Annotated in this window: 21 protein-coding genes; 17 read left to right on the top strand and 4 right to left on the bottom strand. The window is 54.5% G+C overall.

The features are described from left to right. Positions 1–3 precede the first annotated feature (3 nt). The 8 genes from HDF14_RS01730 to HDF14_RS01695 all read left to right on the top strand — a co-directional run bounded on the left by HDF14_RS01730 (position 4) and on the right by HDF14_RS01695 (position 7,722). Complete coding sequence (locus HDF14_RS01730; RefSeq protein WP_183972942.1) at positions 4–456, top strand: hypothetical protein; 453 nt, start codon at positions 4–6, stop codon at positions 454–456. 156 nt (positions 457–612) lie between these two features. Beyond that, positions 613–1,455 carry a helix-turn-helix domain-containing protein gene (locus tag HDF14_RS01725; RefSeq protein ID WP_183972940.1) on the top strand — a complete coding sequence of 281 codons (843 nt, stop codon included), beginning with the start codon at positions 613–615 and terminating at the stop codon, positions 1,453–1,455. Between the two features lie 118 nt (positions 1,456–1,573). After that, on the top strand, positions 1,574–1,957 hold the full coding sequence (locus tag HDF14_RS01720) for a cupin domain-containing protein (RefSeq protein WP_260697946.1): 384 nt from the start codon (positions 1,574–1,576) through the stop codon (positions 1,955–1,957). 219 nt (positions 1,958–2,176) lie between these two features. Beyond that, positions 2,177–3,094, top strand: coding sequence for an NADP-dependent oxidoreductase (locus tag HDF14_RS01715; protein WP_183972936.1), 918 nt, complete (start codon positions 2,177–2,179; stop codon positions 3,092–3,094). Positions 3,095–3,300: 206 nt separating this feature from the next. Beyond that, entirely contained in the window at positions 3,301–4,173 is an 873-nt protein-coding gene (gene trpC / locus HDF14_RS01710; RefSeq protein WP_183973658.1) for an indole-3-glycerol phosphate synthase TrpC, read from the top strand. A 396-nt stretch (positions 4,174–4,569) separates the two neighbouring features. Then, positions 4,570–6,171 carry a glycosyltransferase family 39 protein gene (locus HDF14_RS01705; RefSeq protein ID WP_183972935.1) on the top strand — a complete coding sequence of 534 codons (1,602 nt, stop codon included), beginning with the start codon at positions 4,570–4,572 and terminating at the stop codon, positions 6,169–6,171. Between the two features lie 1,100 nt (positions 6,172–7,271). After that, positions 7,272–7,385, top strand: a complete 114-nt coding sequence (locus HDF14_RS27330; protein ID WP_406707179.1) for a DUF1016 N-terminal domain-containing protein — start codon at positions 7,272–7,274, stop codon at positions 7,383–7,385. Positions 7,386–7,479: 94 nt separating this feature from the next. Beyond that, positions 7,480–7,722: a hypothetical protein gene (locus HDF14_RS01695; RefSeq protein ID WP_183972933.1), complete on the top strand. Its 243-nt coding sequence runs from the start codon at positions 7,480–7,482 to the stop codon at positions 7,720–7,722. An 82-nt stretch (positions 7,723–7,804) separates the two neighbouring features. Here HDF14_RS01695 and HDF14_RS01690 read toward each other — a convergent pair whose 3' ends face one another. Both HDF14_RS01690 and HDF14_RS01685 read right to left on the bottom strand, forming a co-directional pair. Continuing rightward, positions 7,805–8,380: a hypothetical protein gene (locus HDF14_RS01690; RefSeq protein WP_183972930.1), complete on the bottom strand. Its 576-nt coding sequence runs from the start codon at positions 8,378–8,380 to the stop codon at positions 7,805–7,807. A 92-nt stretch (positions 8,381–8,472) separates the two neighbouring features. Further along, the gene (locus HDF14_RS01685; RefSeq protein ID WP_183972929.1) at positions 8,473–9,648 is read right to left on the bottom strand and encodes a TonB-dependent receptor; all 1,176 of its coding nucleotides are present in this window, start codon (positions 9,646–9,648) and stop codon (positions 8,473–8,475) included. 423 nt (positions 9,649–10,071) lie between these two features. On the opposite strand from HDF14_RS01685, the gene HDF14_RS01680 reads away from it, so the two are divergent. The 4 genes from HDF14_RS01680 (at position 10,072) to HDF14_RS01665 (ending at position 14,807) form a co-directional block, all read left to right on the top strand. Next, complete coding sequence (locus HDF14_RS01680) at positions 10,072–12,372, top strand: hypothetical protein (protein ID WP_183972927.1); 2,301 nt, start codon at positions 10,072–10,074, stop codon at positions 12,370–12,372. Positions 12,373–12,459: 87 nt separating this feature from the next. Continuing rightward, entirely contained in the window at positions 12,460–13,239 is a 780-nt protein-coding gene (locus HDF14_RS01675; protein WP_183972925.1) for a hypothetical protein, read from the top strand. A gap of 160 nt (positions 13,240–13,399) precedes the next feature. After that, positions 13,400–13,747, top strand: a complete 348-nt coding sequence (locus tag HDF14_RS01670) for an STAS domain-containing protein (RefSeq protein ID WP_183972923.1) — start codon at positions 13,400–13,402, stop codon at positions 13,745–13,747. A 67-nt stretch (positions 13,748–13,814) separates the two neighbouring features. Further along, positions 13,815–14,807 (top strand): L,D-transpeptidase, encoded by a 993-nt coding sequence (locus HDF14_RS01665; RefSeq protein WP_183972921.1) that lies wholly within the window; start codon positions 13,815–13,817, stop codon positions 14,805–14,807. 141 nt (positions 14,808–14,948) lie between these two features. Here the strand turns inward: HDF14_RS01665 and HDF14_RS01660 are convergent, their stop codons facing one another. Beyond that, positions 14,949–16,682 (bottom strand): peptide-N4-asparagine amidase, encoded by a 1,734-nt coding sequence (locus HDF14_RS01660; RefSeq protein ID WP_183972919.1) that lies wholly within the window; start codon positions 16,680–16,682, stop codon positions 14,949–14,951. 670 nt (positions 16,683–17,352) lie between these two features. Here HDF14_RS01660 and HDF14_RS01655 point away from each other — a divergent pair. The 5 genes from HDF14_RS01655 (at position 17,353) to HDF14_RS01635 (ending at position 23,122) form a co-directional block, all read left to right on the top strand. Further along, positions 17,353–18,807, top strand: coding sequence for a TolC family protein (locus tag HDF14_RS01655; protein ID WP_183972917.1), 1,455 nt, complete (start codon positions 17,353–17,355; stop codon positions 18,805–18,807). Positions 18,808–18,887: 80 nt separating this feature from the next. After that, positions 18,888–19,118 (top strand): YtcA family lipoprotein, encoded by a 231-nt coding sequence (locus HDF14_RS01650; protein WP_183972915.1) that lies wholly within the window; start codon positions 18,888–18,890, stop codon positions 19,116–19,118. A gap of 12 nt (positions 19,119–19,130) precedes the next feature. Then, positions 19,131–20,357 carry a biotin/lipoyl-binding protein gene (locus tag HDF14_RS01645; protein WP_183972913.1) on the top strand — a complete coding sequence of 409 codons (1,227 nt, stop codon included), beginning with the start codon at positions 19,131–19,133 and terminating at the stop codon, positions 20,355–20,357. A 100-nt stretch (positions 20,358–20,457) separates the two neighbouring features. Further along, the gene (locus HDF14_RS01640) at positions 20,458–22,431 is read left to right on the top strand and encodes an FUSC family protein (protein ID WP_183972911.1); all 1,974 of its coding nucleotides are present in this window, start codon (positions 20,458–20,460) and stop codon (positions 22,429–22,431) included. Positions 22,432–22,678: 247 nt separating this feature from the next. Continuing rightward, the gene (locus HDF14_RS01635) at positions 22,679–23,122 is read left to right on the top strand and encodes a hypothetical protein (protein ID WP_183972909.1); all 444 of its coding nucleotides are present in this window, start codon (positions 22,679–22,681) and stop codon (positions 23,120–23,122) included. Between the two features lie 26 nt (positions 23,123–23,148). Here HDF14_RS01635 and HDF14_RS01630 read toward each other — a convergent pair whose 3' ends face one another. Continuing rightward, positions 23,149–25,272 (bottom strand): PP2C family protein-serine/threonine phosphatase, encoded by a 2,124-nt coding sequence (locus HDF14_RS01630; RefSeq protein WP_183972907.1) that lies wholly within the window; start codon positions 25,270–25,272, stop codon positions 23,149–23,151. Positions 25,273–25,281 lie beyond the last annotated feature (9 nt).

Below are 25,281 nucleotides of genomic sequence, written 5' to 3'. Positions count from 1 at the left end.
GTTATGACCATTACCAACGGACAGCCCGAAATACCTGCTGTTTACCCAGAACAAATAGCAATGGCATTAGCGTTCTTTCGTGCTGCAGTATTAGATGAGACCGCAGAGGGAGCCATCCTCCCGCTCAGCGATCGAGGCATTTGGAAGGCCTTGCTCGAACCAGATGCGATGCAACGTGGAATTGGAGTTATCAGGATTCATTTTGAATCCAGCGACAGTATTCACCCTGTGGTTCAAAGAGTGCTCTGTTTTCTCCAATTGTTGAGAGAACAAAATCAAACTCCCAATCTAATTTGGCTCGAAATCATGACACATCATAACCGCTTCATTCCAATAATCAACGCCATAGCTTTGTGCCCCGCTCACATAGATAAAGCACTTGATGTCGTTCTGTTTGCCAAGATAGCGAGTCATATGGCAAATGACGTAATCGGTCACCTGTCACCTGTTAGCTGATCGTTGAAAACACGGAACTTCTTTTGTTCCTACTGCGGTCCTAAAGAGGAAGGCTGCATCCTTTCTCTAAAAACTGCATCCTTTCCTAGAGGGCCGCCAACGTTAGCTTAGTTAACATTTATTGGGTTCTCTGTACGTTAGTAAGGATTTAGGCAGATGTCATTGAGGGTCGAATTAGTATCTCTTTCTACAAAGCCACTCAAAGTGGAGCATGAGTCTCAATACGTGGTGATGGTGCTTCAGCCTGGAGCTATTGATTTTCTCAGCATCGACGGCTCTCCAACGGAACGATTTGAATACGTGTCAGGCGAGATTGCTTTATGTTGTCGGCAACGTGTTGCGCTCGTCCAAAGCCACGATCAAATAAGAGGGCTTCATTTTGAAGTGTCTGATTTCCGCCTAAGCGAGGCTGCCGGTGAAGCGAATAGAGAGATAGAGCTGCAGAGTATTCACAAGCTCAAGGATCCGCGGCTCACGGCGTTGATGACTGCAGTCAATATCGAAAGAGCATCTGGTTACCCCAGTGGCCAATTATTTCTTCAGTCTATTGAAGTGGCATTGGCCGCAGTTTTAGTGCAAACTTACTCTCTTTCAATGAAGGCTACGCGCCCGATCAAAGGTGGGCTTAGTGACGTTGGGCGTCGTAATGTCATAGACCTTGTACGATCGAGAATCAGCGAAGATATAAGCCTTGCCGACATGGCAGCAGTCACGGGGCTGAGCATTACTCACTTTTCTCACATCTTCAAAAAGTCGATGGGTGAAAGCCCACACCAATTCGTATTGCAACAAAGAGTGCAGCACGCCAAAGAATTGCTCGTATCGTTGAATCTACGAATGATCGATATCGCTCTGGCCTGTGGTTTCAAAACGCAACAACACTTTGCTCGGATATTTCGAGAGGTGTGTGGTCTAAGTCCTACAGAATACCAGCGACTTAAACTGAGCAGACGGTTGCGCGATTCGTATGTCAGGTCTTCTGCAAGCTCTACATGTTGAGGTCGGCGAGGACGGCCCAGGATTAGAGGGTTGAACAACAGAGTGTCAGTAACACAGATCGGTTACCCGATAGTCTTCGTCAAAGTCGTCGCGAAAGGACAGAAACACAATGCTTAACATGAAGAAGTTTATCCTCTCTCTATTCGTCGTTGGCCTGGTGGGCACGACAATACACGCCCAAAATGTGGCTACACTCCTAACGAGGAAGCTACCCGAAGCACCAGGTAAAGAGATTCAAGTCGTTACCGTCAATTACGCACCAGGGGCTGTCGACGCGATCCATCGGCATGATGCACATGCGGTTGTATACGTTCTCGAAGGAGAAGTTGAAATGCAAGTTCGCGGAGGCACGCTTCAGCGGCTTGGCCAAGGACAGGTCTTTTACGAATCGCCTGAAGACGTTCACACCGTGTGTCGTAATGCGAGCAAGACCAAACCAGCGAAGTTCATCGTATTTTTCGTCAAGAACGAAGGAGCACCAATTCTCACTCCCGCTTCCTAGCTTCGGCTGTCGTGGATCGCAGTTCTCGGGTAAAGACATCTTGCCTGAAGCAATATTGCTTACGTGGAGTTGCTATGAATTCGAAAACTTTGCGGCCCACCGAAACTTGGGCAATTTTTTAAGTCGATCATGAAGTTTAGCGAGCACAACACCGCAAATGGCGCTACGTCCTGATAGCGGGAATCACAACTAATACAGCGAGTTTAAAGGAGTGAAGCAATGGCAGATATGAAGGCAATGGAGTTTTCAGACAAACTGAACCTGCAGCCGGTAAGACGTCCGGTTCCCGAGCCGCAAGCGGGCGAAATCTTAATTCAAATCTCCGCCGTTGGAGTAACCCCTACCGAGAAGCTTTGGTATCCCACCAGCCACTATGCGGACGGTTCAGCCCGATCCAAGGCAATTCCTGGACATGAATTCTCAGGTACAGTTGCGGGGTTAGGCGCGGGAGCACTTGGCTACAGTCTGGGAGATGCTGTTTTCGGCCTGAACGATTGGTTTGCAGAGGGTGCTACGGCTGAGTTCTGCATAACAAAACCATCGAATCTTTCTCTGAAGCCGCCTTCTCTGTCCCACATCGAAGCGGCCTCAGCCCCGATTAGCTTGCTGACGGCATGGCAGGGACTGCATGTCCGAGCAAAATTACAGAAAGGCGAACGAGTCCTTATACACGGAGGGGCTGGGGCGGTGGGGCTTTTCGCAGTTCAACTAGCTAAATCGCAGGGAGCGTATGTGATTGCCACGTCGTCCAAGTCAAACATCGATTTTGTACAGCAGCTCGGAGCCAATGAGGTCATCGATTATCGCGAGCACCGTTTTGAAGAGGCAGGCCTAGTCGATGTAATCTTCGATACCGTGGCCGGAGAAACCTTGGACAGATCCTGGGATCTTCTCAAGCCTGGTGGCAGGTTGGTCACGATTGCTGCGGACGCAGAAGCGAGTGCCGATTCACGCGTAAAGAGTGCTTTTTTCATTGTCGAACAGGATGGAGAACAATTAGCTTCCTTGGGCAAGCGCTTCGATTCCGGGGAATTGAAAGCTTTCGTCAAAGCTGAGCTGCCGATGGAAGAAGCAGACCATGCTTATAGTGGTTCGGTTGCTGGCAACCCCGGCAAGCTAGTCATCCGGACAAAATAGTTCCGCCCGCCGCAATACTCGATACAAACCACAGTAATAGACACGAATAAAGCGGAGGGATGAGTTAAGTTGAACCTAAGGTCACAGTTTATATAGAGACTTCGACTTCTGAGGTTAGCAACGATGGCGTGAATACGCACCCGGTCTGAACTCAACTACGCATTCAACTACACCCAAAAACCACAAGCGAGTGGACCGTGGCACCCATGAAGCTTGCCGGGAAAAAATTCGATGCGGAACTGTTATATGAAGAATGGAAAATTGAAGTGAGCACCCAGACGACCTCGAAACCCGACATTCTCGCTAAGATTGAAGTCTACAAACGACAGGAAATTCTCCTCGCCAAACAAAAAACTTCCGCCGAAGCGATGCGAAAGTTAGCTCGACAAGCGCCCACCCCGCGGGGCTTCGCGGCTGCTATTGAAAGGCATCTTTCCTCGGGTCGTCCGGCACTGATCGCCGAGATCAAGAAAGCAAGTCCGTCAAAAGGACTGCTTCGTCCAGACTTCGATCCTGCCGCCTTGGCGCGTGCTTATGTCGAAGGAGGAGCCAGCTGTCTTTCAGTCCTAACCGACGAGCCATCCTTCCAGGGCCATCCGGATTACCTTCGGCTTGCGCGCGAAGCGTCAGGTCTGCCCGTTCTGCGCAAGGACTTTCTCTTTGAGCCCTACCAGGTCGATGAAGCCCGCACTTGGGGTGCCGATTGCATTCTCGTCATTATGGCCAGCGTTAATGATGTTGAGGCTCGTGAACTGGTGCATGCAGCCCATGATCTCGAAATGGATGTACTGGTCGAGGTGCATAACGGCCAGGAGCTAGAGCGCGCCCTCCCACTCGAAACGAAGCTCGTCGGCATCAATAACCGCGATCTGCGCACTTTCGAAGTTTCGCTGGACACGACCGAGAAATTGGCATCACAAATTCCAAAGGGACGGGTCATCGTTAGCGAGAGTGGCATATCAAATCACGCAGACATCCTGCGTCTCTCTGCCTCTGGGGCCCGAACCTTTCTTGTTGGCGAAAGCTTGATGCGGAAACAGGACGTTGCCGCAGCGACAGAAGCTCTTTTGTTCGACTGATCAATCCTCTCCAGATCAGATCAACCAGACGTATTCACAACGATCCCTTGTGAAGGGGAAGCATGAACGGATTCATTTGATCCTCAACGTGGCTTCGGCACGTCATCGACAATCACATCGCTCGCGAGTATTACCGCTTATTCGATATTGGGAATAAAGCCAGGGCTTGGTGTTTGTACAGCTATGCCTAAAGTTTATTTGGCCACGAAATACTCGACGACGAAATCTTAACTTTTTCGGACACCGAACACAGGTTATGCCAAAGGGCGCTCTGCGACTAAAGGCTCATCTGTGTGTGTGTCGCCTGAGAAAAACCAACTCACGAGTGGGTGTGCCGTGGATTGACTTCTAGGCTACCCAACTAAACACGATGAACGAATACAGGATAACGAGGCCATGGGTCTAAGCAGGATTTTGCAGGAAGCTCCAGTCGAGACGGTGAATGGCGTGCGACCAACGAAAGAAGGGCTATCCCAGTCGGTGCAAATGGCGTCGGTCTTTGCCCTGATCACAGTTGCGTTGCACATAGCGGTGAATTTGCGCGCCCAGCGCGTAGGCTATCAGCTATTTCGTGACGAGATGTATTACATCGTGTGTGGACGGCATCTCGCATGGGGATATCTGGACCAGCCCCCAATTGTGGCTCTGGCGGCACGATTCTCAGAAGTGGTATTTGGGTTGCATTCACTCGCGCTGTTTCGCATATTGCCTTCCGTTGCTGGAGGACTGGAGGTTGCCGGAACCGGATTGTTGGTGCGGGAGATGGGCGGCCGCCGCCTGGCGCAGATACTCGCGATGATCGGTGTCATGGCCTGCCCGGTAGTACTCGCAATTGATGCGATTCTTTCGATGAACTGCTTTGAGCCCCTGTTCTGGATAGGAACTGCATACGCGGTGCTACGGGCCGTGCACGGCGATGGGGCACGTTGGTGGGTAGTCGCGGGAATAGTGGCGGGTCTAGGTCTCGAGAACAAATGGAACGAAGCGTTTTTTCTCTTTGCCATGTTGGCGGCACTTCTGCTGACGCCAGCACGAAGGGCGTTAGGGGGCCGATGGTTCGCCGTGTGTATTGCACTGATCGTTCTGATTGCGTTGCCGAATCTGCTGTGGGAAGTGCATCGAGGTTGGCCGACTCTGATCTGGCTGCACAATGTCGGAGCGCAGGGCATAAACGTGCGACTCGGGCCGGGAGCGTTTCTGTGGAACCAAGTATTCATCACCGGTCCACTATCGAGTCTACTGTGGCTTGGCGGTCTGGTCTGGTTGTTAGCTGATCGTGCGGCGAACGGGTTGCGATGGATAGGCGTGTTGTACATCCTGTACCTGCCAGGCATGATGGCGCTGCACGCGAACGACTATTATTTAGCGCCTGTTTATCCGCTGTTATTTGCCGCCGGCGGTGTGGCATGGGACCAATGGTTGAAGAGTGGATGGGCACGACGGATAGCCGTTCCCGCATATGCCAGCTCGATTCTGGCATATGGGATTCTAGGCATACTGATTGTGCAGCCAGTGCTGACACCCCCAGAGTATGTACGCTACATCGCTCATACCAGTCTGAAGCCACGCGAATTCAATGCTTCGGCGCATGCGCCGCAACCTGAACTAACGGCCGATATGACAGGATGGCGAGACATGGCAGACAAACTGGCTGGGGCATATTGGTCTCTTTCTCCGGAGGACCGCTCCAAGGCAGGAATTCTAGTAAGCAACTACGGCGAGGCGAGTGCTGTGAATGTATACCGCCCTGATGTCCCAATAGCGATCAGCGGTCATCAGAACTACTGGTATTGGGGTCCGCGAGGACACGATGGATCGGTCATGGTTGTCTTTGGGGAAAAGCGCGAGGTTCTCGAACAACAGTTTGCGAGCGTATCCGAAGTCGCGCATACCACAAACGAGTGGGGCCAACCATATGAGGTCATACCGATATATGTGTGCCGCAATGAGAAACAGAATCTGCGAGAAGCGTGGCCAACCTTCAGGAAATGGTTCTGAGAACCATGCATCATCCCTGTGGCTACGAGTAGATCGGTACGCCTAGGAAATCTTTTTAGGAAACCCGCGACCTCTGCCGTGACAGATTTGAATTTAGCTGTAAGTGATTGATTACAGGAGCATCGGTGGCAGCGTAAAGCATCCTTAGTCATCCTAAAATAGCCTAATCAAATTCTCGTCTGTTCTGTCCCGGATCTAAACATTAGATACAAACTACAGGTAATAGACAAACTGAAGCCTGAGAGGTGAGATAAGTTGAGAAAGGGTTCACCCTCTTGGCGGACCTTCGCATCTGCACAATACTCTGTCGGAACGATTTGTATGAAGGCGATGTACACCAATTAGCTTCAACGTTACACCCAGGGAGTTTAATGTTATCAAAGGCTTTTCGCATTTGTTGCTCGATATCCCAGCGTCGCGCGTTCCTATCACTACTAATTCTTTTCGCAGTATGTGGTAATTCAGCCCAACTCAGTGAGAGATTTATCGGGTCTTCCTTGACAGTTTCCGGGCGTACGGTCGGAAACTGTCACCTTGTCTTCCTGGGCCCGACCGGGCACGTCCTCGCGGCGCTGCGACTGCGGCCCTGAACGCCCCTTGGCGGTTCAGATGGCGCGGTTTTTAGGTACAACAGGGGAACAGTCATCAGTTCGGCTTACCTGTATTCGATTCCGCTAAGTTACGGTCAGTCAGCAACTTCGGCCGATACTAGATTACGCTCGATTTCTCATATTTATCAATACTTTACGTCCTGCCTCGCAAATTCGTAATCAGTAGGTCAGCGGTTCAACTCCGCTCATCGGCTCCATTCCTTTTCAATGACTTATAAGGATTCTTTTAGAATCAAGCGGATGAGAGCAACTTATTATCGGTTGCGGCTACTACCGCAAGCACTTTAGTTTGTGCTATATACGTCAAAGTCGCGAGTGCGCCAAAATTGTACCCCGATCTCAATCAATTGCAACGGCTACAAAACAGCCATGCCGGGCTCGCGCTATTCGACAACCACGCTCGGAGCGAAAAGCGATGCATTTGCGGACGATTAGTCGAACTGTAAACGCTACGATCGCAAAAACGAGCACGGCAGATATGGTGAACAGATTCCTGCCACGCTGTCGCAACAATTGAGTTGGTCTCACTTCCGTGAGCTGTTGTCGCTCGAGCAACCGCTGCAACGGGAATTTTATGCCGAGATGTGCCGCATGGAGGGCTAGAGCGTTCGAACCCTCAGGGGGCGAATCGAATCCATGCTCTACGAACGAACAGCACTCTCCCGAATACTCCATTGGGGTGTTTGTCTGTAGGCGGATGCAGGTCAACGAGGAGCGGGCTGATACGAACGCCTCGACGAAGCGGCCGAATGTAAGGGCGAAGTCGCACCGTATTGCGGCAGAGATCGAGGTTCCTGCGAAGAGCGCGAAGGACTCAGCCGGGTACACGCTCTTCGTTAAGTGCGGTCACGATCACTTCAAGCACGCCGTTGCCGAAGGGCAAGGTCACAGTCGGCTTCGAGTCTCGTCGCGCTCCTTATCGAAGAAGTTGTTTTCGTAGACACTTCAATATTTCTGTGAAATTTTGCAATGTCCAGGGCACAAAAAGACTCTTGCCCCGGCATCATATTTGTGCAGCACATTCAGCGACTAGAGCACTCGACAATTTGTGTCTTGCGACTTGCAGGCATCGAACAATGTTTCCAGCTATCAATGTGGTTCGATGTCGCACGGAATGGAATGAAGAGCCGACTTAGGTCCAGCGAATCGGAGAAATTTGTGGCGAAATTTGACAAAAGGGCTGTGTCTACCGTCCCGGCTCTCAACAGTGCGAAACTTGAGGGAAAAAAAGCATACCCCCTATCAGGCCCAGCCGTGGGGGTCAAACGTCGATAATCCACGCCGAACTTGAACAGATGTGTTCCGAAGGCCCAGGAGAGCGTATCCACGAAATTAAGCTGCTGCTCTGAATTGCTAGATAGCCTTCCCTGCCTGACCTCCATATCCTCGCCATCCGGAAAGAAGACGAGAGCCTGGCCTGTGCCGGGAGTGTAGGGTGACGATGACGGGAATAGATTCGACAGAGGAGGCACCACCGCACCCTGAAAGTCGGTGAGGGAGGTGGTAACGCCGGCGGTGCTTTGGCTCCAGTTTGCGCGGAAGTCGTTCAGCATGGCAGGAGTGAGCAGAATAGTGGCGCCCGCGGTGAACGTATCCATATCGACGGTGCTAGTCCCAACCTCCTCCCAATTGCGGGTCGCGTCATACGACGGTGCGTGGCTATAGCGTGCAAACAGGTTGATTTTCTTCGTCAGATGATGGTCGATGCGGATGCTGATTGCGTCAAGGCTAGAGGGATTGGAGTAGGCGGCAACGATGTTCGCCTGGCACGGATTCGTAATGTTGTCGCAGGCGGGGTCGATGAGGGGTGCATTGGGATCCGGGAGCGGAAGCGCATTGACCAGCGGCTGATAGACCGGCGCGACGGCCGCGCGTGCCGATGCGGTATAGAACTGGTCTGAGGCCGTCTGGGGCAGGCGCAACCGAAGCCCTTCATAGGAGAAGAAGAAGAAGGTCTTGTCCTTGGTGATGGGCCCACCAAAGGTTCCCCCAAAATCATTCTGGCGGAGCGGTGGCTTGGGGAGCAGAGGCGTGTCGAAGTAGTTGCGGGCGTCGAAGATGTCGTTGCGCAGGTAGTCGAAGGCCGTACCGTGGAAGTTGTTGCGCCCGATTTCGTGACGATAGAGATCTGCGCGCCGGGAGTACGTCCAAATTCGGCCTCGTACGATGAGGTTTCAATGCGAAACTCCTGCATGTCATCCACGGAGACGAATCCGTTGGTGCCACCCTGCGAGGTGAATGCCGGGATCGCGCCGCCCAGCGATTGACTGAGCGCACCTACTTGAACGCCGAAGTTTGCGCTGACACCATCGACCGTGAAGTAGTTGGCGTCGCTGCGTTGGCCATTCACACTGAACTGGCCAGGTCCGTCATTCTGAGTGGAGGTGAACACTACGCCAGGCGCCACCGAGATCAGGGACTGAAAGCTGCGTCCATTAAGCGGCATGTTGTCCACGAACTGTTGGTTGACCACTGTACTGACGGCTGCCGATTGGGTTTGAAGCAGGGGAACGCTGTCCTCGACGGTTATGGTCTCCGTCCTGGGGCCGAGTGCGAGCATGAAGTTTTCGTTGGCGGCGTCCTGGGCGTAGAGTTCAAGGTCGGGTTGGACGACGGTGCGGAAGCCATCCTTTTCGATGGTCAACCGGTAGTGGGCTGGGTGGAGGCCGGGAAGGACGTAGATCCCGTCTTCGTTGGTTGCAGTAGAGGCCGAGATGTTGGTGTCGATGTCGGTGACCGTGCATTTGGCCCCGGCGATCACTGCGCCGCCTACGTCCGTCACTCTGCCTGAGATATGTGCGCCTTCCGTTTGCGCGAAGGCCGTCGCAGATATCACAGAGAGTGCCAGGATGAGCAGGCCCTTCATCGATACTCTCCCTTTGTGCTGCTCTGCTCAAACTTCGCCAGGGTGGGATTGATTAGCCCTTGGCTTACTTGTGATCAGTTGCTTGTCTAAAATTTCGAAGCCATCTCCCGATTTAGATCAGGAGAAAATTCTTTGCGTGGCACAAATCAGGCCGGCGTCCTGCATACCTCAATGAGACAACCGACTCCGGTGAAAGCCCACCAACTGCTGAATCTCGCGGTGATGGTGATTCTGCGAACAAACATGGGATTCGGAAGGATCAGACTGACGCGAATGGACCCGCGAAGATGGTGATGCCATGTTGATCAACGCTACAGCAGTTCGAGAAGCTGGGCCCTGGCCGTCTGCAATCAAGATCGACATTCAGTTTGAACTGAGGCTCCTGAGATGACAAGTAAATTTTGTTCAGGGAAAGAGGGTGGCATGAGAAAGATCGTTGCATATCTGCTTTTGCTCTGCGGAGTCCCCACTCTGATGCTCGCTGAAGATATCGGCTGGCCACGTGAGATTACCCAGAATGGGGCGCGTATTGTTTACTATCAACCGCAGATTGATCAGTGGGCGGATTACCGGACACTAGACGCCCGAATGGCAATCTCTGTCACTCCGGCGGGCGGGAAGCCTACGCCCGGAGTGGTCTCTATTCAAGCCCGTACCGATGCCGACAAGGAGACCCGGACGGTCGTCATCAGCAACATTAAGTTGGTTGACACACGGTTTCCGTCGGTAGACACGGCGACCGACGCAAAGCTGGACGAATTGGTTCGCACGTTTTTCAAGCCGGATAACACGATGACGATCTCACTCGACCGATTGACGGCAGAGGTGGAAGAGGGAAAAGTTTCGGGGCCGGCCGTGAAGGTCGATAACAATCCTCCGAAGATATTTGTCAGTAGAGTGCCGACCGTTCTGCTGTTGGTGGATGACAAAGAGGTACGTGCGCCCATCGAGAAGACAAAACTTGAGTTTGTCGTCAACGCGAATTGGACGGTCTTGTTCGACACGGCAGGAAAGAAGTATTACCTGCTGAATGGAAAGCAGTGGCTGACGGCTGCCAAACTTGAAGGGCCGTGGACCGTGGCGGCGCAACTTCCAAAGGAGATGAGTAAGCTTCCTGCCGACCAGAATTGGGCGGAGGCGAAGAAGGCCATACCGCCGCAAGGTCCCGTCGGCGCTGCACCCGCGGTGTTCTTCAGTAATGTTCCGGCTGAGGTGATTGAGTTCAAAGGTGCTCCCATCTATACGAAGATTCCGGGCACTCAACTCACGTACGCGACCAATACAAAGAGCGCGGTCTTCGTTCAGACGAACGAACAGAAATATTACTTCCTGGTTTCGGGGCGATGGTTCCGTTCCGCTTCGCTTGATGGGCCGTGGACCTATGCGAGCGAGGATTTGCCCTCGGACTTTGCGAAGATCCCGCCGCATGGGCCGGGCTCCGATGTTTTAGCGTCGGTTCCGGGTACGGAAGAGGCAGAAGATGCTGTTCTCCTGGCTCAGATCCCAACTACAGCAGTTGTGAATATCAAAGAAGCGGAGGCACAGGTAAAAGTTCAGTACGACGGAGAACCTCAGTTCAAGCCGATCGATACTACGACGCTGTCCTACGCGACTAATACACAAGACAAGGTCATTCAGGTCGGAGATGTATATTACCTCTGCTTTCAGGCCGTCTGGTTCATGTCCACTACGCCGAATGGTCCGTGGAAAGTTGCAAGCTCTGTCCCGAAAGAGATCTATACGATTCCACCAAGTTCGCCGGTCTATAACGTGACTTACGTTACGCAGGTGCAAACTTCTCCAACTACCGTCGAGTGCGATCACACGGCGGGATATCTCGGTATGTTTCTTGTGGGTGCGGCTGTCGGCCTGACGATCGCGTATGGGACGGGTTATTACTATCCGCCTTACTACTACCATCCACCGTACGGTTATCCCATCTATCGTCCCTATCCCACCACGTACGGAGTTGGTGCCTTCTACAGCCCCCACTCGGGCACCTATGGTGTCGCACGAGGAGCCTATGGTCCGTATGGAGGTGTAACAGGGGCGGCTTGGTACAACCCCTTCACAGGACGGTACGGCAGATCGGTCTCAGCTTACGGCCCATATGGCAGCGCGACAGCCGCACGCACCTACAACCCCTATACCGGTGTGTATGGTGCAACGCGCCAAGGGTCGAATGCTTACGGCAACTGGGGAAGCTCCGTCGCGGTGCGCGGCGATCAGTGGGCGCAGACCGCACATAGAACAAACTCACAGGGAACCGCGGCGGGTTTTCGTACATCTGAAGGAGCGCGAGGCGCTGGTTACAGCGGAGCGAATGGGAACAGTGGCTTCGTTGCTCAAGGGAAGAACGACAATATGTACGCCGGCAAGAACGGAGATGTCTACCGCAAGGATTCGAGTGGCGGCTGGCAAAAGTATGACAACGGCGGCTGGTCAGATACGGGTCCCAAGCCAACGCCTCATGCCCAAAATGGAAGCCGAACGCAGGGTGCCCAGGCGCAGCAACGTCCACAAGGCGCAGCTAGCAGGCCAGGTGCTGCGCAACAGCCAGCAACTTCTTCAGGAACAATGCAGCAGCTTAACCGAGATGCTCAGGCGCGCCAAACAGGAACGCAACGGACGGAGCAGTTCCAACGATCCGGCGGCGCGGCGCGGCAACAGGGCGGAGGACGTACAAGAGGTTCTGGAGGAGGGGCGCGCCGCCGATCTCAGTGACTTGCTTCTAAATTCTTACGATACAACTTCGACTTTCCGGGTCGCGATCTTCAATATCATTGCAGCTACCTCCGGGAGACATCTCACATGCTCGATGTGCACCCACCCGATCACGCTGTTCACTCCTGGCGAGACTTTTTCGTCCACATCGCCACCATTGTCATCGGCCTGCTCATTGCCGTGTGCCTCGAGCAGGCTGTCGAGAGCATCCATCACCATAACGAGGTAGCCGAGACTCGAAAAGCTCTCGCGGAGGAGCGCGAACAAAACAGAGAGACCTTTCGTCGCAATGCTGAAAGTGATCTCGGCACCGCAGCGCTCTTCCAGAACAACCTTCGCGTCTTCAACTACCTTCGCCAACATCCCGGGACTCCTCAGGCAAAACTTCCCGGCGTCGTGCTCTTTCCCCCGAATGTCTTTGAAATCGCTACGGCATCGTGGATCACCGCTGGAGAGACAAGCGTCCTCTCCATGATGACGCGTAAGGAAGTTACCAGGTACGCCGAAACATACTTCGAACTCAACCGAGCACTGGAGGGCTACAACCTCATGACCCTTGCAGCCGCTCACGCCGCCGCTTACACTGCACAGACCTCCGACGCGTCCACCCTGCCCCCTGAAAAGGTGGTACAGGAGATTGATCTGTTGGAGCAGGCAAACGCTCTTCACATGCTCTATGGTCTCTGGCTGCAAACCATAAACCATAAGCAGCCCGGCTTCGTCCCCGGCCTCACCAACCAGCAAGTCTTCGCCTACCCTGGCTTGGCCAACGCAGAAACCCTGCGAGCAAAGTTCCCGGAAGCTTATGCCTTCACGCAACGCGACCTCGACTCCGCACATACCATGCTTCCTTCGAACGATCGGTGAAGCCTCGACTTCCAGGAGGTCTGATGTATCAGTCTTGGTCCCAAAGAGCGAGTCTCGATGAACCGGGAAGGCATGAATATTTTGCCCCAATGAGCAAGGGGTGCTTTCGCACCTTTTCGCTGTGACAGGCCAGTGTAATTGGCATAAAGGAGACGTAATCATGAGCATGAAAATAAAGAGTCGTCACGTAGACGGAGTCACAATCTTGGACCTTAGCGGCCGTATCACCCTTGGAGAAGGAAGTGTCACGATCCGCGACGCAGTACGCAATGTCATAGCCACAGGTTCGAAAAAGATCTTGCTCAACCTTGGCGACATCAACTACATCGATAGTTCCGGCATAGGAGAACTGGTCAGCGCCTTCACAACGGTCAGAAACGGGGGCGGCGAGCTCAAGCTGCTCAACCTAACCAAGAAGGTCCATGATCTGCTTCAGATTACCAAGCTCTATACCGTCTTTGACATCAAGGACGATGAACGCTCGGCCATCGCCGCCTTCACCAGCTAGTTCTCCGTTGAGAGACGGTGGCCATCCCCAGAATCTGTCATACAGATCGTTTCAATTGGAGAGTTACATGGATATGGGTAGTACCAGGCGAAGGTTCCTCCAAAATGCGACGGGAAGTATCGCTCTAGGTTGGTTGCATCTTAGAACAGCCGAGGGGCTGCAGGCCAAGCTCGACGGGGCAAGCGTTACGGACGCCATTGAGCGTCTGAAGCCGGGAGAATATCTGTGGGCACCGGCAGTCGCACCTTCCGGACCAGTTCTTGCCATAATCAGTTTGCCAGTGCAGCGATGCTCCGTGTATCGCAATGGCGTGTTGATCGGAGTTTCGACTGTTTCCACTGGAAAGGCGGGTCATCGAACGCCAACCGGCGTCTTCACCGTGTTGCAGAAGCATATCGATCACAGGTCAAATCTCTATAACTCCGCGCCAATGCCCTACATGCAAAGGCTCACCTGGACCGGGATTGCGATGCATGCTGGAAATCTGCCGGGCTTTCCCGCCTCCCACGGTTGTGTTCGAATGCCGTTAACTTTTGCCAAACTGCTCTACAAGGCGAGCTCACTTGGGATGACAGTTGTCATTACAGATCTCGAGGAATTGCCACGCGTCGCTCCGACCCCCGACTTGCTGCAAAGCGTCGCAGCGAATGCTGCTGCGCAAACTGGGCCGTCCATTTGGCAACCGGAGAAGTCTGCTTCGGGACCGGTATCTCTCATCCTAAGCGCGTCGGATCAGAGGCTCATAGTGTTGCGGAACGGTGTTCTGATTGGTTCCGCGCATGTGACCATCGCGGGTCCCGTAACCGAAACGGCAGCGTACAGTCTCTCTAAAGTCGACGACCAGGGATTTCATTGGATGCAACTGCCCTTACCTGGGCAAAACTGGACCGGTAGCAGGGAAGTGTCGGCGGCCGACCGTGCTCGAGTGACCATGCCCGATGACTTCCGCGATAGGTTGAACGGAGAACTCACTCCAGGTGTCACCCTGGTGGTCACAGCGGATTCTCTTCGGGCGGGAGAGACCGGGAAGAGCCTAACAGTTATCGAGGCCGATGCGTAGGATTCCAGGGGTGAAACTTGGGGTGCGGGTCTGATCTCGCTCCGCCTTCAACGAGAGCTGGGCATCCGAGGCCGTTTAATAAATCAGTCCTGTTGTACGTGAGGAGCAGCGAGGACTGCCCCTCACGTCGCGGCGTGCAGTCTAGAACCGCTTCTCCGGTTTACACCCCTTGCCGTCGGTGACGGACGTCAGCACCTGGTTCTCGGCTGTGAGCGAACGGCTGAAGCAGTTACCGAGCGAGTCATTGCTGTGAAAGGAAGCACTCGAGTTGCCGGCTGCAGCGGTGATCTGGTCGGCGGCATTGATCGACAAGGTGTCCTTGGAGATGACCTGCTCCTGCGTGTTGCTTTCGAACAGAGGGAATCCGTTGAGAGCCTTTGTATCGGTTTGCTGATTCTGCTGATTCACCGACGTTGCCTGGGTGAAGGTGCCACCCGAGTTGGGAGTGAAGGAAAAGTCCACCGTCAACGGATACGACACATGCTTGCTCACTGTCTCCAGTAAGAAGCCCTGCCGTGTCGTGGTTTGCGAATCGACAGTGCTGGTCTGGACAACGTTTTGCACGTCGGCTCCGATGTTCGGGTTGACATTGAAGGTCTGGGTGTTGAGGAAGTCGACCTTTTGTTCGACCGTGGTTTCGACGCGGCCGTGCGAGGTGTTGACGAAGCCGCTGATGGAGAAGGTGCGGTTGGAGCCGACCGAGACTGTACCCGTTACGACTCCGGTTGAGCTGGTTGTCAGGTTTTCGTCGACGTGCGGAGTTGGGGCAGCGCTAAGGGTGTTGCTAATCAGCCCACCACTGACCTCGCGGCTGCCGTGGTCGGTGAAGATGAGCAGGTTCGCGGTTGCGTTGAAGAAGCTGTCGGCGTTAAAGACGCTGACGGCAACGGTGTGCTGGTTTCCATCGCCGAGCACGCCGGCAAAGGGAGTAAGGTCGACGCGATAGGGCTTGAAGTCGAGGGTTTGGACACCGGGAAGGGGCTCCCAGAGGAAGGGATCGATGCCGCCGGTGAAGATGAAGGGATAGACTGGCGCGACACCGGCGGGCTTGCCGTCGATGCTGATCTCAGTTTCGCGGAAGGCGGTGTTGCCGCAGCTCTCGAGGGGGCCGGTCTGGTCGTTGGGTACGCACAGGTACCAAAACTCATCGTCGATCTGGCTCTGGGCGAATACGTCGAGATAGACCTTCTCCACGTTGCGCGGCAGATTGACGGTTTGGCTGACCTGGTCGGCTGTGGTGTTGAGCGCGGCAGGATTGCTGCCGGAGCTGAGCCCTACGACGATGTCCGGCGTAGCAGGAGCGAGGGCGAGCGGCGAAGCAGGAAAGAACTCCAGCGCGGCGTTGGCAAAGATAGTGCTAGTGTCAGTGGAGTTGACGATGTTGCCGATAGTGGCCGAGCCCGGCTGGGCGGTTTTGAGAACCGCGGTGAGGTCGGTGACGTCGCGTTCAATGTGCCAGGAGGGGCTGAGGTTGTTGCGGGGCTCGGCAGTAGTGCCGAAGAAGATATTGACGTCGCCGAGATAAAACCAAGCGGAGCGGTCGAACTGGTTTCCTGCGGAGACGGTGAAGTCTGCCGTGAGGATGACCTTGGCCCAAGGACCGGGACAGGCGGCGGGTGGGGCGTAGTTGAATGTGGTTGCGTTGAAGTTGTCAAAGGGCGCGTTGGTAAGCAGTGAAACGGTGCAAGGTTTGACGTTGGGCCGTGTAACGGACGGTTCCGCGCTGACAGGATTGGAAGAGCCCACCTGGGGGGTAGACGGAGCGAGGACGACTTGCGCCTGAGCGGCACCGATGCAAGTTAAGGCGAGCAGAAGTAGTTTTGAAAGAGTGTGAAGGGGTTTGACGAAGCGCGGGCCAGTTACTGTTTCCTGCATAGGAACACCATCCTTTGTGTAACTGGAGGACAATAGCACAATGATCTAAATAATGACCATATGGCGGGTACGAATTTCACAATAATGAAAGAAAATGGAATATTCGGGATGGCGTCGCAGTATAGGGCACGGGAATTAAGGCATTCGACTAGGCGGTAAGCCCAACTATCATGTCTTCGGTCGCAGAGTAAACGTCACGTTGGATGGCGTCCTTGGACGCGCTTCAACTGGGAATCGCTCCGCATCCGTTGTAGCGGAGACGATTAGGGATCGTTCGCAGGCGATTCCTTGTCCTTTGCCTCGCGAATCTGAATCACAAACTTGTCGCGGTCGAGATACTCCAACTTCACGTCATCATCTGTGTGCACTCGGAGGCAGTTCGTCTAACTCACGCGAAATCGACCGCCGCCATGGGCTCAGATTTCTTGGTACACAGTCTTCCCGGTCTTCTGTTTCACGAAATGCTCGATAACCTGGATCGTCGACGTGTGATTAAATAACTGCGAGTTCACCCACCCGTTCTGCGCCTATCCATGACTAACGCCTCTATCGCGCTGCAGAGTTCGAGTGGATTCCAGATTACTTGCAATCGGTCCAGAGTGTTGCACATAGGATAAGCTGGCTCAACTTGTCTTCAACAAATCTGCGTTCAGTGTGAAGAGTTCCGGAGATGAAAATACAAGGATTACTCCCGTCGAATTGCGGACGAATGTGGAGCATTGCCTTCGTCTGCATCGTTCTGCCAGTTATCGCGCATCCGCAACGAGCCCCGCAGGTTCCTGACCGCCCATGGGATAGCAACCGCACAGAGAGCGGTTTGCATGCGGGGCCGGGAAACGAGTTGAAGCTTGACCCGACCCATATTTATACACTCGCGGAGCTGATCGATCTCGCAGAGCTAAATAATCCTGAGACTCGTGAAGCCTGGGCATTCGCCAAAGGCCGCGCAGACCGATTAGGAATCTCCCGCTCTGACCTGTATCCCACACTGGTGGCGGGCGCTTTAGGGGTAACGTCGAAGGACGGCGCTCTGATCAATGAAAACTTTGCGCTGCAAACGATCGGAGAGTACGATCTTGCCGTCAGCCTCTCCTATACGCTTCTCGATTTCGGCGAGCGTCGCGGACACATCGACGAGGACCGTGCACAGCTTCTGGCAGCCAACTTTGAATTCAACCAGGTTCACTTGAAGATCGTGAGCAGGGTGCTTGCGGCCTTCTTCCGGCTTCAGCAGACTCAAGGTGAAGTTGCTGCAGCCGAGGCCAATCTAACTTCGGCACGCACCGTTCGCGAAGCAGCCGAGCAACGACTTGATCTTGGTGTGGCCACGGTTCCTGATTTACTCGAGGCTCGCAGCGCGGAGGCCCGTGCTGTCTATAACCTCGAGTCGGCACGAGGCGCGCGCCTGATCGCTTCGGGTGATCTTGCGACCGTACTCACAGCATCTCCAGCCGGTGACTACAAAGTTCAGAATCTCGACAGCCTCCCAATTCCAAATGAGTTGAATGAAACTGCTGAGCATGCGATCAATAAGGCTCTCTCGCAACGCCCTGATCTGCTTGCTCAGATGGAGCGGGTTCGCGCGGCCAGCGGCGCGATTACGAGCGCTCGTTCCGAGTGGTACCCCCGGTTGACGATTCAGGGCGACGAGGGTTTTCTCAGAGCATTTGGCCAACAAAATCCATTTGCAGGTGTGTATGCTGGCGCAAATACTTATCACGCGGACCTTTCGCTGAACTGGACCGTGTTCGATGGCGGGCGCCGCAGGAACGAAGTCGAACAGGCACATGCTTCGCAGAAACAAGCGCAGTCCGCGGTTGATCGTATGCGCGATGAGGTGAGTGATGAGGTTTGGCGGGCCTATTCGGATGTCAACACTGCGTTCCGACAACGCGATGCCGCGACCATGCTGTTGACCGCCTCGACGGATTCTTATGAAGCTGCACTGCAGAGTTATCGACTTGGTATACGCAACCTGGTCGACCTCCTGGCCGCCGAGCGCGACTTGGCTGATGCTCGTTCGGCTGACATTACAGCGCGGGTCGGTGTACTTAATTCCCTGGCGGAGCTGGCGTACAGCACGGGAGATCTTCTTAAAACCACGGCGAGGAGACCAGCGCCATGAACCACTTTCATTGGCCTGCTAAGTCATTCCTCGGAGTCATAGATTCTCGAGGACCACGTCGCCCTCGATTCTGGAGGCTGATGCCGTTGGCCACGCTCTGCGGCTGCCGACGGGCACCGTCGATCGGCATCTACGGCTCTTATTTTCCGGGATGGCTGATTTGCCTTGTCCTCGGTATTGCACTAACCGTAGCGATACATCTAGTGCTTAGGCGGTTGGGGTATGAAGCTCGTCTGAATCCACTTGGCCTGGTGTACATCGCGCTCTCGATTACGCTCACATGTCTGTTGTGGCTGGCTCTCTTTTACTAGGAGGTGTCTTATATGGACGATTCCATTGATCCTCGAACGGTCGCAGATCCAGTGGGGAAAACGATCTCGATGACCATCATCGCGAGCGCTGTTCTTTGCCTCATTTTGGTTATTGTGTTGACGTCGACTCATCCACGAACAGACGACGCTACAGTGTTCGCAAATTTTATTGGGATTGCACCGGTTGTAGAAGGGCCAGTAGTGCACCTGGCCGTGCAGGATAATCAGTTTGTGCACAAGGGCGATCTGCTCTATGAGATCGACGATCTGCCTTATCGTTATGCCCTTCAGCAAGCTCTTTCGGAACAGGCCGCGCTCGAAGGCAATATTCTCGATCAGTCGCGCCAAATTGCCGGTCAGAGGAGTGCCGTCATTGCTCAAAGAGCCGCGCAAAACGCTTCTGAAGCTGCGATGCATCGGGCTACAACGTTGATCGATGAAGCAACGGCTGACGTAGGACATGCGGAGGCCGTCGTCAAGCAGGCGGAGGCTGAATATGACTATGCGGAGAGCAATCTCAAGCGTACCGAGCCGTTGCTGGCCAGAAAGTTCGTGACTGCGGATCAGGTAGATCAACTGCGCTCGAACACCAAGGCCAGAGCTGAACAGCTTCGGCAGGCGCAGGCGCAACTGGTGCTGAAACAAGCGTCGCTCAAGGCTGCTCTTGAAGAACAGACTCAATCGGTCGCCGAGGTTGGTCAGAATGCAGCGCAGGTTGAGCAGCGCGGGCACGAGGTCAGGATCCTCGATCCACTGACGACACAGCGCGAGGGCCGGCAGGCCGCCGTGGAGCACGCTCACTATAACCTCAACCATTGCCGGGTGTACGCACCCTTCGATGCGCGAGTGACCAATCTGACGATAGCCGAGGGTGCCTACGCACATATCGGGGATCAACTGTTCACGCTGATCGATGCGCGAATCTGGTGGACGGTCGCAAACTTCCGCGAGGACCAACTCGTTCACATTCATCCTGGCGATCACGCGAGGGTGTTTATTATGCAGGCCCCCAATACGGAGTTTGACGGAGTCGTCGACAGTATTGGTTTCGGGGTTATACCTGACCCTGATGTCGTTGGTGTCCTAAAACCTGGTCTGCCGGCAACCGAACGAACACTCAACTGGGTGCATCTGGCTGCACGTTATCCGGTCCGCGTTCGAATCCTCAATGCGCCGGCCGAAGTGCTGCGGGTGGGTGCCACGAGCCTTGTCACGATTCAGGGAGGCAGTCATCGCTAGTTCCGCTTCCATAGCGGCACGGACGCGGCGGTCATATCAGTTAGGGCTGTGGCGGCTTGTACGCAATGAGCTCGAGCCGTATCCAGGACGCCTCGAAAAAGTGGTTCAATACACGGTTGCAACCGTGATTGCAGCCATCCTGGTGCTGACCTTTCGGTTACCAAGCGCTGTGCTCGGGGTCTATTATCCGCTCCTGCTGATGCAGGACACGCCTGCAGCGAGCTTTCGCGCAGCGAAAAAATGCATCCTGTTCCTTTTTTTTGCCGCCATCTGGGTACTGTGCGGTGCGGTCTTCGTGCTTGGATCTCCAATGCTGCATTTTCTCTGGGTCGTCTGTACGCTATTCCTCGCTTGCTGGTTGATTGAAGCTGGGGAGGATCACGCAGCGGCGACCAGTTTCGGACTCTACGTGGCTACGGGCATCGACGTTCTCGATGATGCGCGACTCTCTTCAGATGCTCGTTTTGAGAACATCCTTTACATTTTGCTGAGCCTGCTTATCGGCATCGCGACCTTTCTGGCCGTCCAATATGTCTTAGCAATCGACAAAAAGCAAAATGGCGTGCAGCGCGGTCTCGATACGAGACTCTTAATTTTACGTAACTGTCTTGAAGTGATCTCGGACGGGCGTACACCAGGACCGTTGCTTCGACGGCGTGTGCGGCAATACTTCATGATCGGGACCGGACGCATACGAAAGACATTACTCGAGCTGAACTATTCGCGACGGGTTCGCGACGAACAAAACTCAGCCATCGGTCTCATCGGCAACATGGTTGAATTCACTTACAGTCTGGTGGAGATGCCTGGTCAAGCTGTTCCCAATCAGCAAGCGCGACTGCGTGCGATAGTGAATGCTATTGATCAGGTGCGAGCGGATTTTATTGCAGGAAGTGCACCGGAACCTATTCCGTTGCCTGCTCCGCAGCCCGGCGAACTGCGTCACTCGCCGGTGTATCGGCTCGAATATTCGGTTGCCATACTTACGCAGGTTTACTCAAGCCATTTGATTGCTGAACGCGTTCCCGAACAACACGCAGAACCGAAGGGTCTGATTCGGCCCGGAGCGATTACGGATCCCGCAACCCTCCGTTTCGCCATGCGCGCGTCTCTCGCCGCTATTTGTTGCTATCTATTTTATTGGGCCGTTAATTGGCCCGGTCTGTCCGTCGCTCTTACCACGTGCATCGTGACGGGGCTCTCGAGTGCAGGGGCCTCACGGCAGAAGCAGATGCTTCGCTTCTTTGGAGCGGCTATTGGTGGTGTCTTTGCCTTTGTGGCCCAGATACTCATTCTGCCGCGTGTGCAATCCATAGGCGGTTTCAGTTTGACGTTGGCCGCGGCTATCTTCTGCTCAGCCTGGGTCTTCACTGCTTCACCACGCATCGCGTATGCCGGCCGTCAGATGGCACTCGCTTATGAGAGTGTCCATCTGACCGATCCACACTATAACGTGGGGCTCACTCAGGTGCGGGATCGCGTATTTGGAATTTTTCTCGGGCTAGTTGCAATGTGGCTGATCTTTGATCGACTATGGTCGCGTCCTGCTGCAACTACGATGACGCAACTATTTGATGAAACTCTTGATTGCATCACGGAGCTTCCGGCGCGTGGCAGTGTCGAAGCGGCCCCTGCCGTCACGCGATTACGGGAGAAGATTGAAAATAACTTCGACAAAGTTCGCGATCTGGCTGATGCTGTATTGCTCGAATTCAGACGGGAGAGGGAACTCGATCTCACATCACGGCGTCGAATTCGTTCGTGGTTGCCTCTGATACGCAGCATCTTCATGTTGCGACTAGCAATCCTGCGGCGAGGTTTGGTTGGCGAAGCGGGCGTAGACGATCCGCGAGTTGCAGAAGCGGTCGCCACTTCCACGAGTGTGCTCAAAGAGATTCGTGGCATGAGTACAGTTGATGTTTCTAAAACGCCGGATCCACCGTTGGTGGCGCGCTCGGTGCCTATTCCTCAAACAACAGCGAATGAACCGGCTGTTGTCAGGATTGCTGCTTCCCTCGCAACAGTGAGCGCTTACCTTCGCGAGGACGTGTTGCTTGATTTACGCGGAACTTGAAGCCGTATTTGCCCGTCCTCGCTTCCGAATCTCCCACTTTTATCCATTGCTTCCATATGCAACGACACAGAATCAATGCTATAAACACTGCACCTTAGCTTTGTCCTCGAACGTGCTGTGCCGGTTTATGCGGTGCGGGATCGGACGGATAGAGCTCTGGTGGCCAACCGGGTTGTAGGTGTCCCCCCTGAAATCTCACTGCAATTGTAGACAGCTTCTATATCTCAGCATCGGCGAGGAGACAGTCATGCATATCAAATGGACCACTCAATGCTTAATTAAACCGGGTAATGGATTTGGACTTTGCGGCGCTCATCCAGATTGGGCGATGCATCCGTCCTGGATTGCAGGAGTTGAAGGGTTGGACGCTTACAACCGTTGGGTCGGTGAGGTTGTGATACCAATCGTCTTCCAGTGGATCGAAGAGCACAAAGCTGAAGTGTATAAGGGAGTGCCCGAGGAGTTGAAAGATGATATGGGTGTTGTGGTTGCATCGGCCTTCGAGATAGTGAAGACGATGTCGAGTTATATGAACGGAGTGAAAAAAGCCAAAGAGTTTGACGAAGCTAGAGAGAGGGACGAAGTGGATCTGAAGACGATCAATCCCGTATGGACCGATATTGCACAGAAGGTGAGGGAGGATACCAAGAGGATCTTCGATGAGAAGAAAGATGTTCTCAAAGGCACTTAAACACGTTGATCTCGGTGCGGCAGACTCTATAAGTTCAGACTGCTGGCGGAGAGGTCGGCTGATTCTTCGCCGATGGGTACACGGACCAGGGTGACGACAGTGATGTCGTCGTCCTGGCCGAAAAGTACCGCGGCTTCTGTTGCCCTGGCGGCGTCGGGGAGCGTAGAGAAGAGGTTGCGGACCCGGTCGAAGCCGTAAATTTCTCCGGTCTTGTTACGGGCTTCGAGTAAACCGTCGGTGTAGAGAGCGAGGTGATCGTTCACCTGCAAACGCAGCCAGCTCTCCTCGTACGCAACGGAAGGAAACAATCCGAGCGGGAAGGAGCCGGAGACCTCGAGCTCCTGATTGTTGACATAGGGTGGGGGATGTCCTGCGCTCGCTATGAGGCAATTGCCGTGGGAATCAACACGCAGGGTTAGACACGTGGCAAAGCCGTCTCGCAACCGGCCGCACAGGCGTCGATTAAGTTCAGTTAGCAGTTGGGCAGGGCTCTGCGTCGTTTCAACGAGGACTCGCACTAGTCCGACGATGAGTGAGACCGCGATGGCGGCCTTGATGCCCTTGCCGCTCACATCGCCAAGGATGACGAGGGTGAAGTCGTCATCGAGGGGAATGATCTGAAAGAAGTCTCCACCAACTTCAAGTGCGGGGCGATAGGAGCTGGTAATCGCGAAGCCACGTACCGACGGAACTGTTTCTGGGATGAGCACCTGCTGGAGCTCGCGCGCGCTGCTCATCTCATGATCGAGAAGGCTGCGACGACGGCGGTCCTCCATCGAAGTGCGATAGATCGCGTAGACAAGGGCGGCGAGCAGGAAGGTTCCCGTCAGTGTGGGTAAGGACACAGCACTACCGCTGATCAAGAAGATGGGCTCGCGCAACTTGTTGGCAAGAGTCCAGTGCGTGAAACGACTGCCCTGGGGCGCCAAGCCCTGTATAACTTGCATCATTCCTGAGAGAAATGCGGCGATAACCACAAGCCTGCGAGCCAAATCCAAGCGGCGCCGTTGTTTGATGGCGAGGGCGACGAGGAGAAGAGGCATGGCGGCGGTGATGAAGTAGATCCCGGTGAGCACTGCGTCCGCAATCTGAATAACCCAGAACCACCCGACGCTGGCATCCAGCAGGGACAGAAGACCATCGAGGATGGTTGTAGACAAACTGACAACGGCGCAGCGGCGGGCGAGGCGAATCAATGCCGGGTCGTGGTCGAGATGAAGAAGCCAAAGCAGCAAAAACCAAAGAGAGATGTCGCGGATTGAAGAGACGGGAGGCCCCAGAGCGTTTGATAATCCGACGGGCCATGCGATGCGCAATCCATAGAGGGCTAGACGGACCAGAGGGCTCAGGGCGAAGCCGGTCATCCATAAGAGGGTTCGCTGCTGCCGGTCACGAAGCCAGGAGAGGAAGCTGAGGAGGCCAGCGATTCCGTATAGGAGGTACTCGCTGAAAGAGACCAGATTGAAGCGAAGCCACTGGTAGTCCAATGTAGTTTTGTAGGCTGCGATGGAGTCGGGAGTGCCTACTACCGGGGCTCCCTCGAACCCTCCCGATAGTCCAGAATCGTCGGAGAGAAGAGGCGCTTTCCAAACCCGGATGGCGAGGATGCCCTGAAGTTCGCGCTCCGGTGACTGAGTGGTTCCGGGGCTAAGAATGTAGATTGCGGGCTCGTCGGAGGATCTGTACCAGATGGGAGAAGGAGGGAATCTTCCGCTGCGACCGACGGAGCGTCCATTCCAGTAGATCTCGTATACGTCGTCAAGGTGCGGTACGAGGAGGCTCAAGTCGCAGCTATTGCCTGAAGCTAGGTTGAGCGAAAGGCGCAGGCGGTACCAGGCGAAGCCGGTGTAGCTAGCGTGCCCTTGCTCGCCCCAGGGTCTCTGTGCCATTTGCTTTTCCCACTGAGAGTCGTCGTAGGAGGGGACGGCCCAGAGCGGGTCGTCGCCCAGATGGAACTGCCAGGGACCGTCGAGCGGTGCGACCGCTTTCCCTAGTCCTTCGATCAGCGTAGCGGGCGAAGATGTTGGCGAAGATCCCGTGGATGCTTGTCCCGCCGATGGCTCGGGGAGAGCTACCAGGAGGGAGACGACGTAAAGCAGGAGAGTCGACAGGCAACGCGAATGCGACGGGCGCCAGCCAGGCGGAAGCATGTGGCCAGC

Origin of the sequence: Tunturiibacter gelidiferens (genome assembly GCF_014201335.1) — a bacterium.
Taxonomy (GTDB): Bacteria; Acidobacteriota; Terriglobia; order Terriglobales; family Acidobacteriaceae; genus Edaphobacter; species Edaphobacter lichenicola_E.
This window is presented reverse-complemented; position numbering and strand designations above follow the sequence as displayed.

What these genes read in the sequence shown, in the direction of transcription:
- HDF14_RS01730 (WP_183972942.1), top strand. Translation starts at nt 4, where the DNA reads ATGACCATTACCAACGGACAGCCCGAAATACCTGCTGTTTACCCAGAA.
- HDF14_RS01725 (WP_183972940.1), top strand. Translation starts at nt 613, where the DNA reads ATGTCATTGAGGGTCGAATTAGTATCTCTTTCTACAAAGCCACTCAAA.
- HDF14_RS01720 (WP_260697946.1), top strand. Translation starts at nt 1,574, where the DNA reads ATGAAGAAGTTTATCCTCTCTCTATTCGTCGTTGGCCTGGTGGGCACG.
- HDF14_RS01715 (WP_183972936.1), top strand. Translation starts at nt 2,177, where the DNA reads ATGGCAGATATGAAGGCAATGGAGTTTTCAGACAAACTGAACCTGCAG.
- trpC (WP_183973658.1), top strand. Translation starts at nt 3,301, where the DNA reads ATGAAGCTTGCCGGGAAAAAATTCGATGCGGAACTGTTATATGAAGAA.
- HDF14_RS01705 (WP_183972935.1), top strand. Translation starts at nt 4,570, where the DNA reads ATGGGTCTAAGCAGGATTTTGCAGGAAGCTCCAGTCGAGACGGTGAAT.
- HDF14_RS01695 (WP_183972933.1), top strand. Translation starts at nt 7,480, where the DNA reads ATGCAGGTCAACGAGGAGCGGGCTGATACGAACGCCTCGACGAAGCGG.
- HDF14_RS01690 (WP_183972930.1), bottom strand. Translation starts at nt 8,380, where the DNA reads ATGGATACGTTCACCGCGGGCGCCACTATTCTGCTCACTCCTGCCATG.
- HDF14_RS01685 (WP_183972929.1), bottom strand. Translation starts at nt 9,648, where the DNA reads ATGAAGGGCCTGCTCATCCTGGCACTCTCTGTGATATCTGCGACGGCC.
- HDF14_RS01680 (WP_183972927.1), top strand. Translation starts at nt 10,072, where the DNA reads ATGAGAAAGATCGTTGCATATCTGCTTTTGCTCTGCGGAGTCCCCACT.
- HDF14_RS01675 (WP_183972925.1), top strand. Translation starts at nt 12,460, where the DNA reads ATGCTCGATGTGCACCCACCCGATCACGCTGTTCACTCCTGGCGAGAC.
- HDF14_RS01670 (WP_183972923.1), top strand. Translation starts at nt 13,400, where the DNA reads ATGAGCATGAAAATAAAGAGTCGTCACGTAGACGGAGTCACAATCTTG.
- HDF14_RS01665 (WP_183972921.1), top strand. Translation starts at nt 13,815, where the DNA reads ATGGATATGGGTAGTACCAGGCGAAGGTTCCTCCAAAATGCGACGGGA.
- HDF14_RS01660 (WP_183972919.1), bottom strand. Translation starts at nt 16,682, where the DNA reads ATGCAGGAAACAGTAACTGGCCCGCGCTTCGTCAAACCCCTTCACACT.
- HDF14_RS01655 (WP_183972917.1), top strand. Translation starts at nt 17,353, where the DNA reads ATGAAAATACAAGGATTACTCCCGTCGAATTGCGGACGAATGTGGAGC.
- HDF14_RS01650 (WP_183972915.1), top strand. Translation starts at nt 18,888, where the DNA reads ATGCCGTTGGCCACGCTCTGCGGCTGCCGACGGGCACCGTCGATCGGC.
- HDF14_RS01645 (WP_183972913.1), top strand. Translation starts at nt 19,131, where the DNA reads ATGGACGATTCCATTGATCCTCGAACGGTCGCAGATCCAGTGGGGAAA.
- HDF14_RS01635 (WP_183972909.1), top strand. Translation starts at nt 22,679, where the DNA reads ATGCATATCAAATGGACCACTCAATGCTTAATTAAACCGGGTAATGGA.
- HDF14_RS01630 (WP_183972907.1), bottom strand. Translation starts at nt 25,272, where the DNA reads ATGCTTCCGCCTGGCTGGCGCCCGTCGCATTCGCGTTGCCTGTCGACT.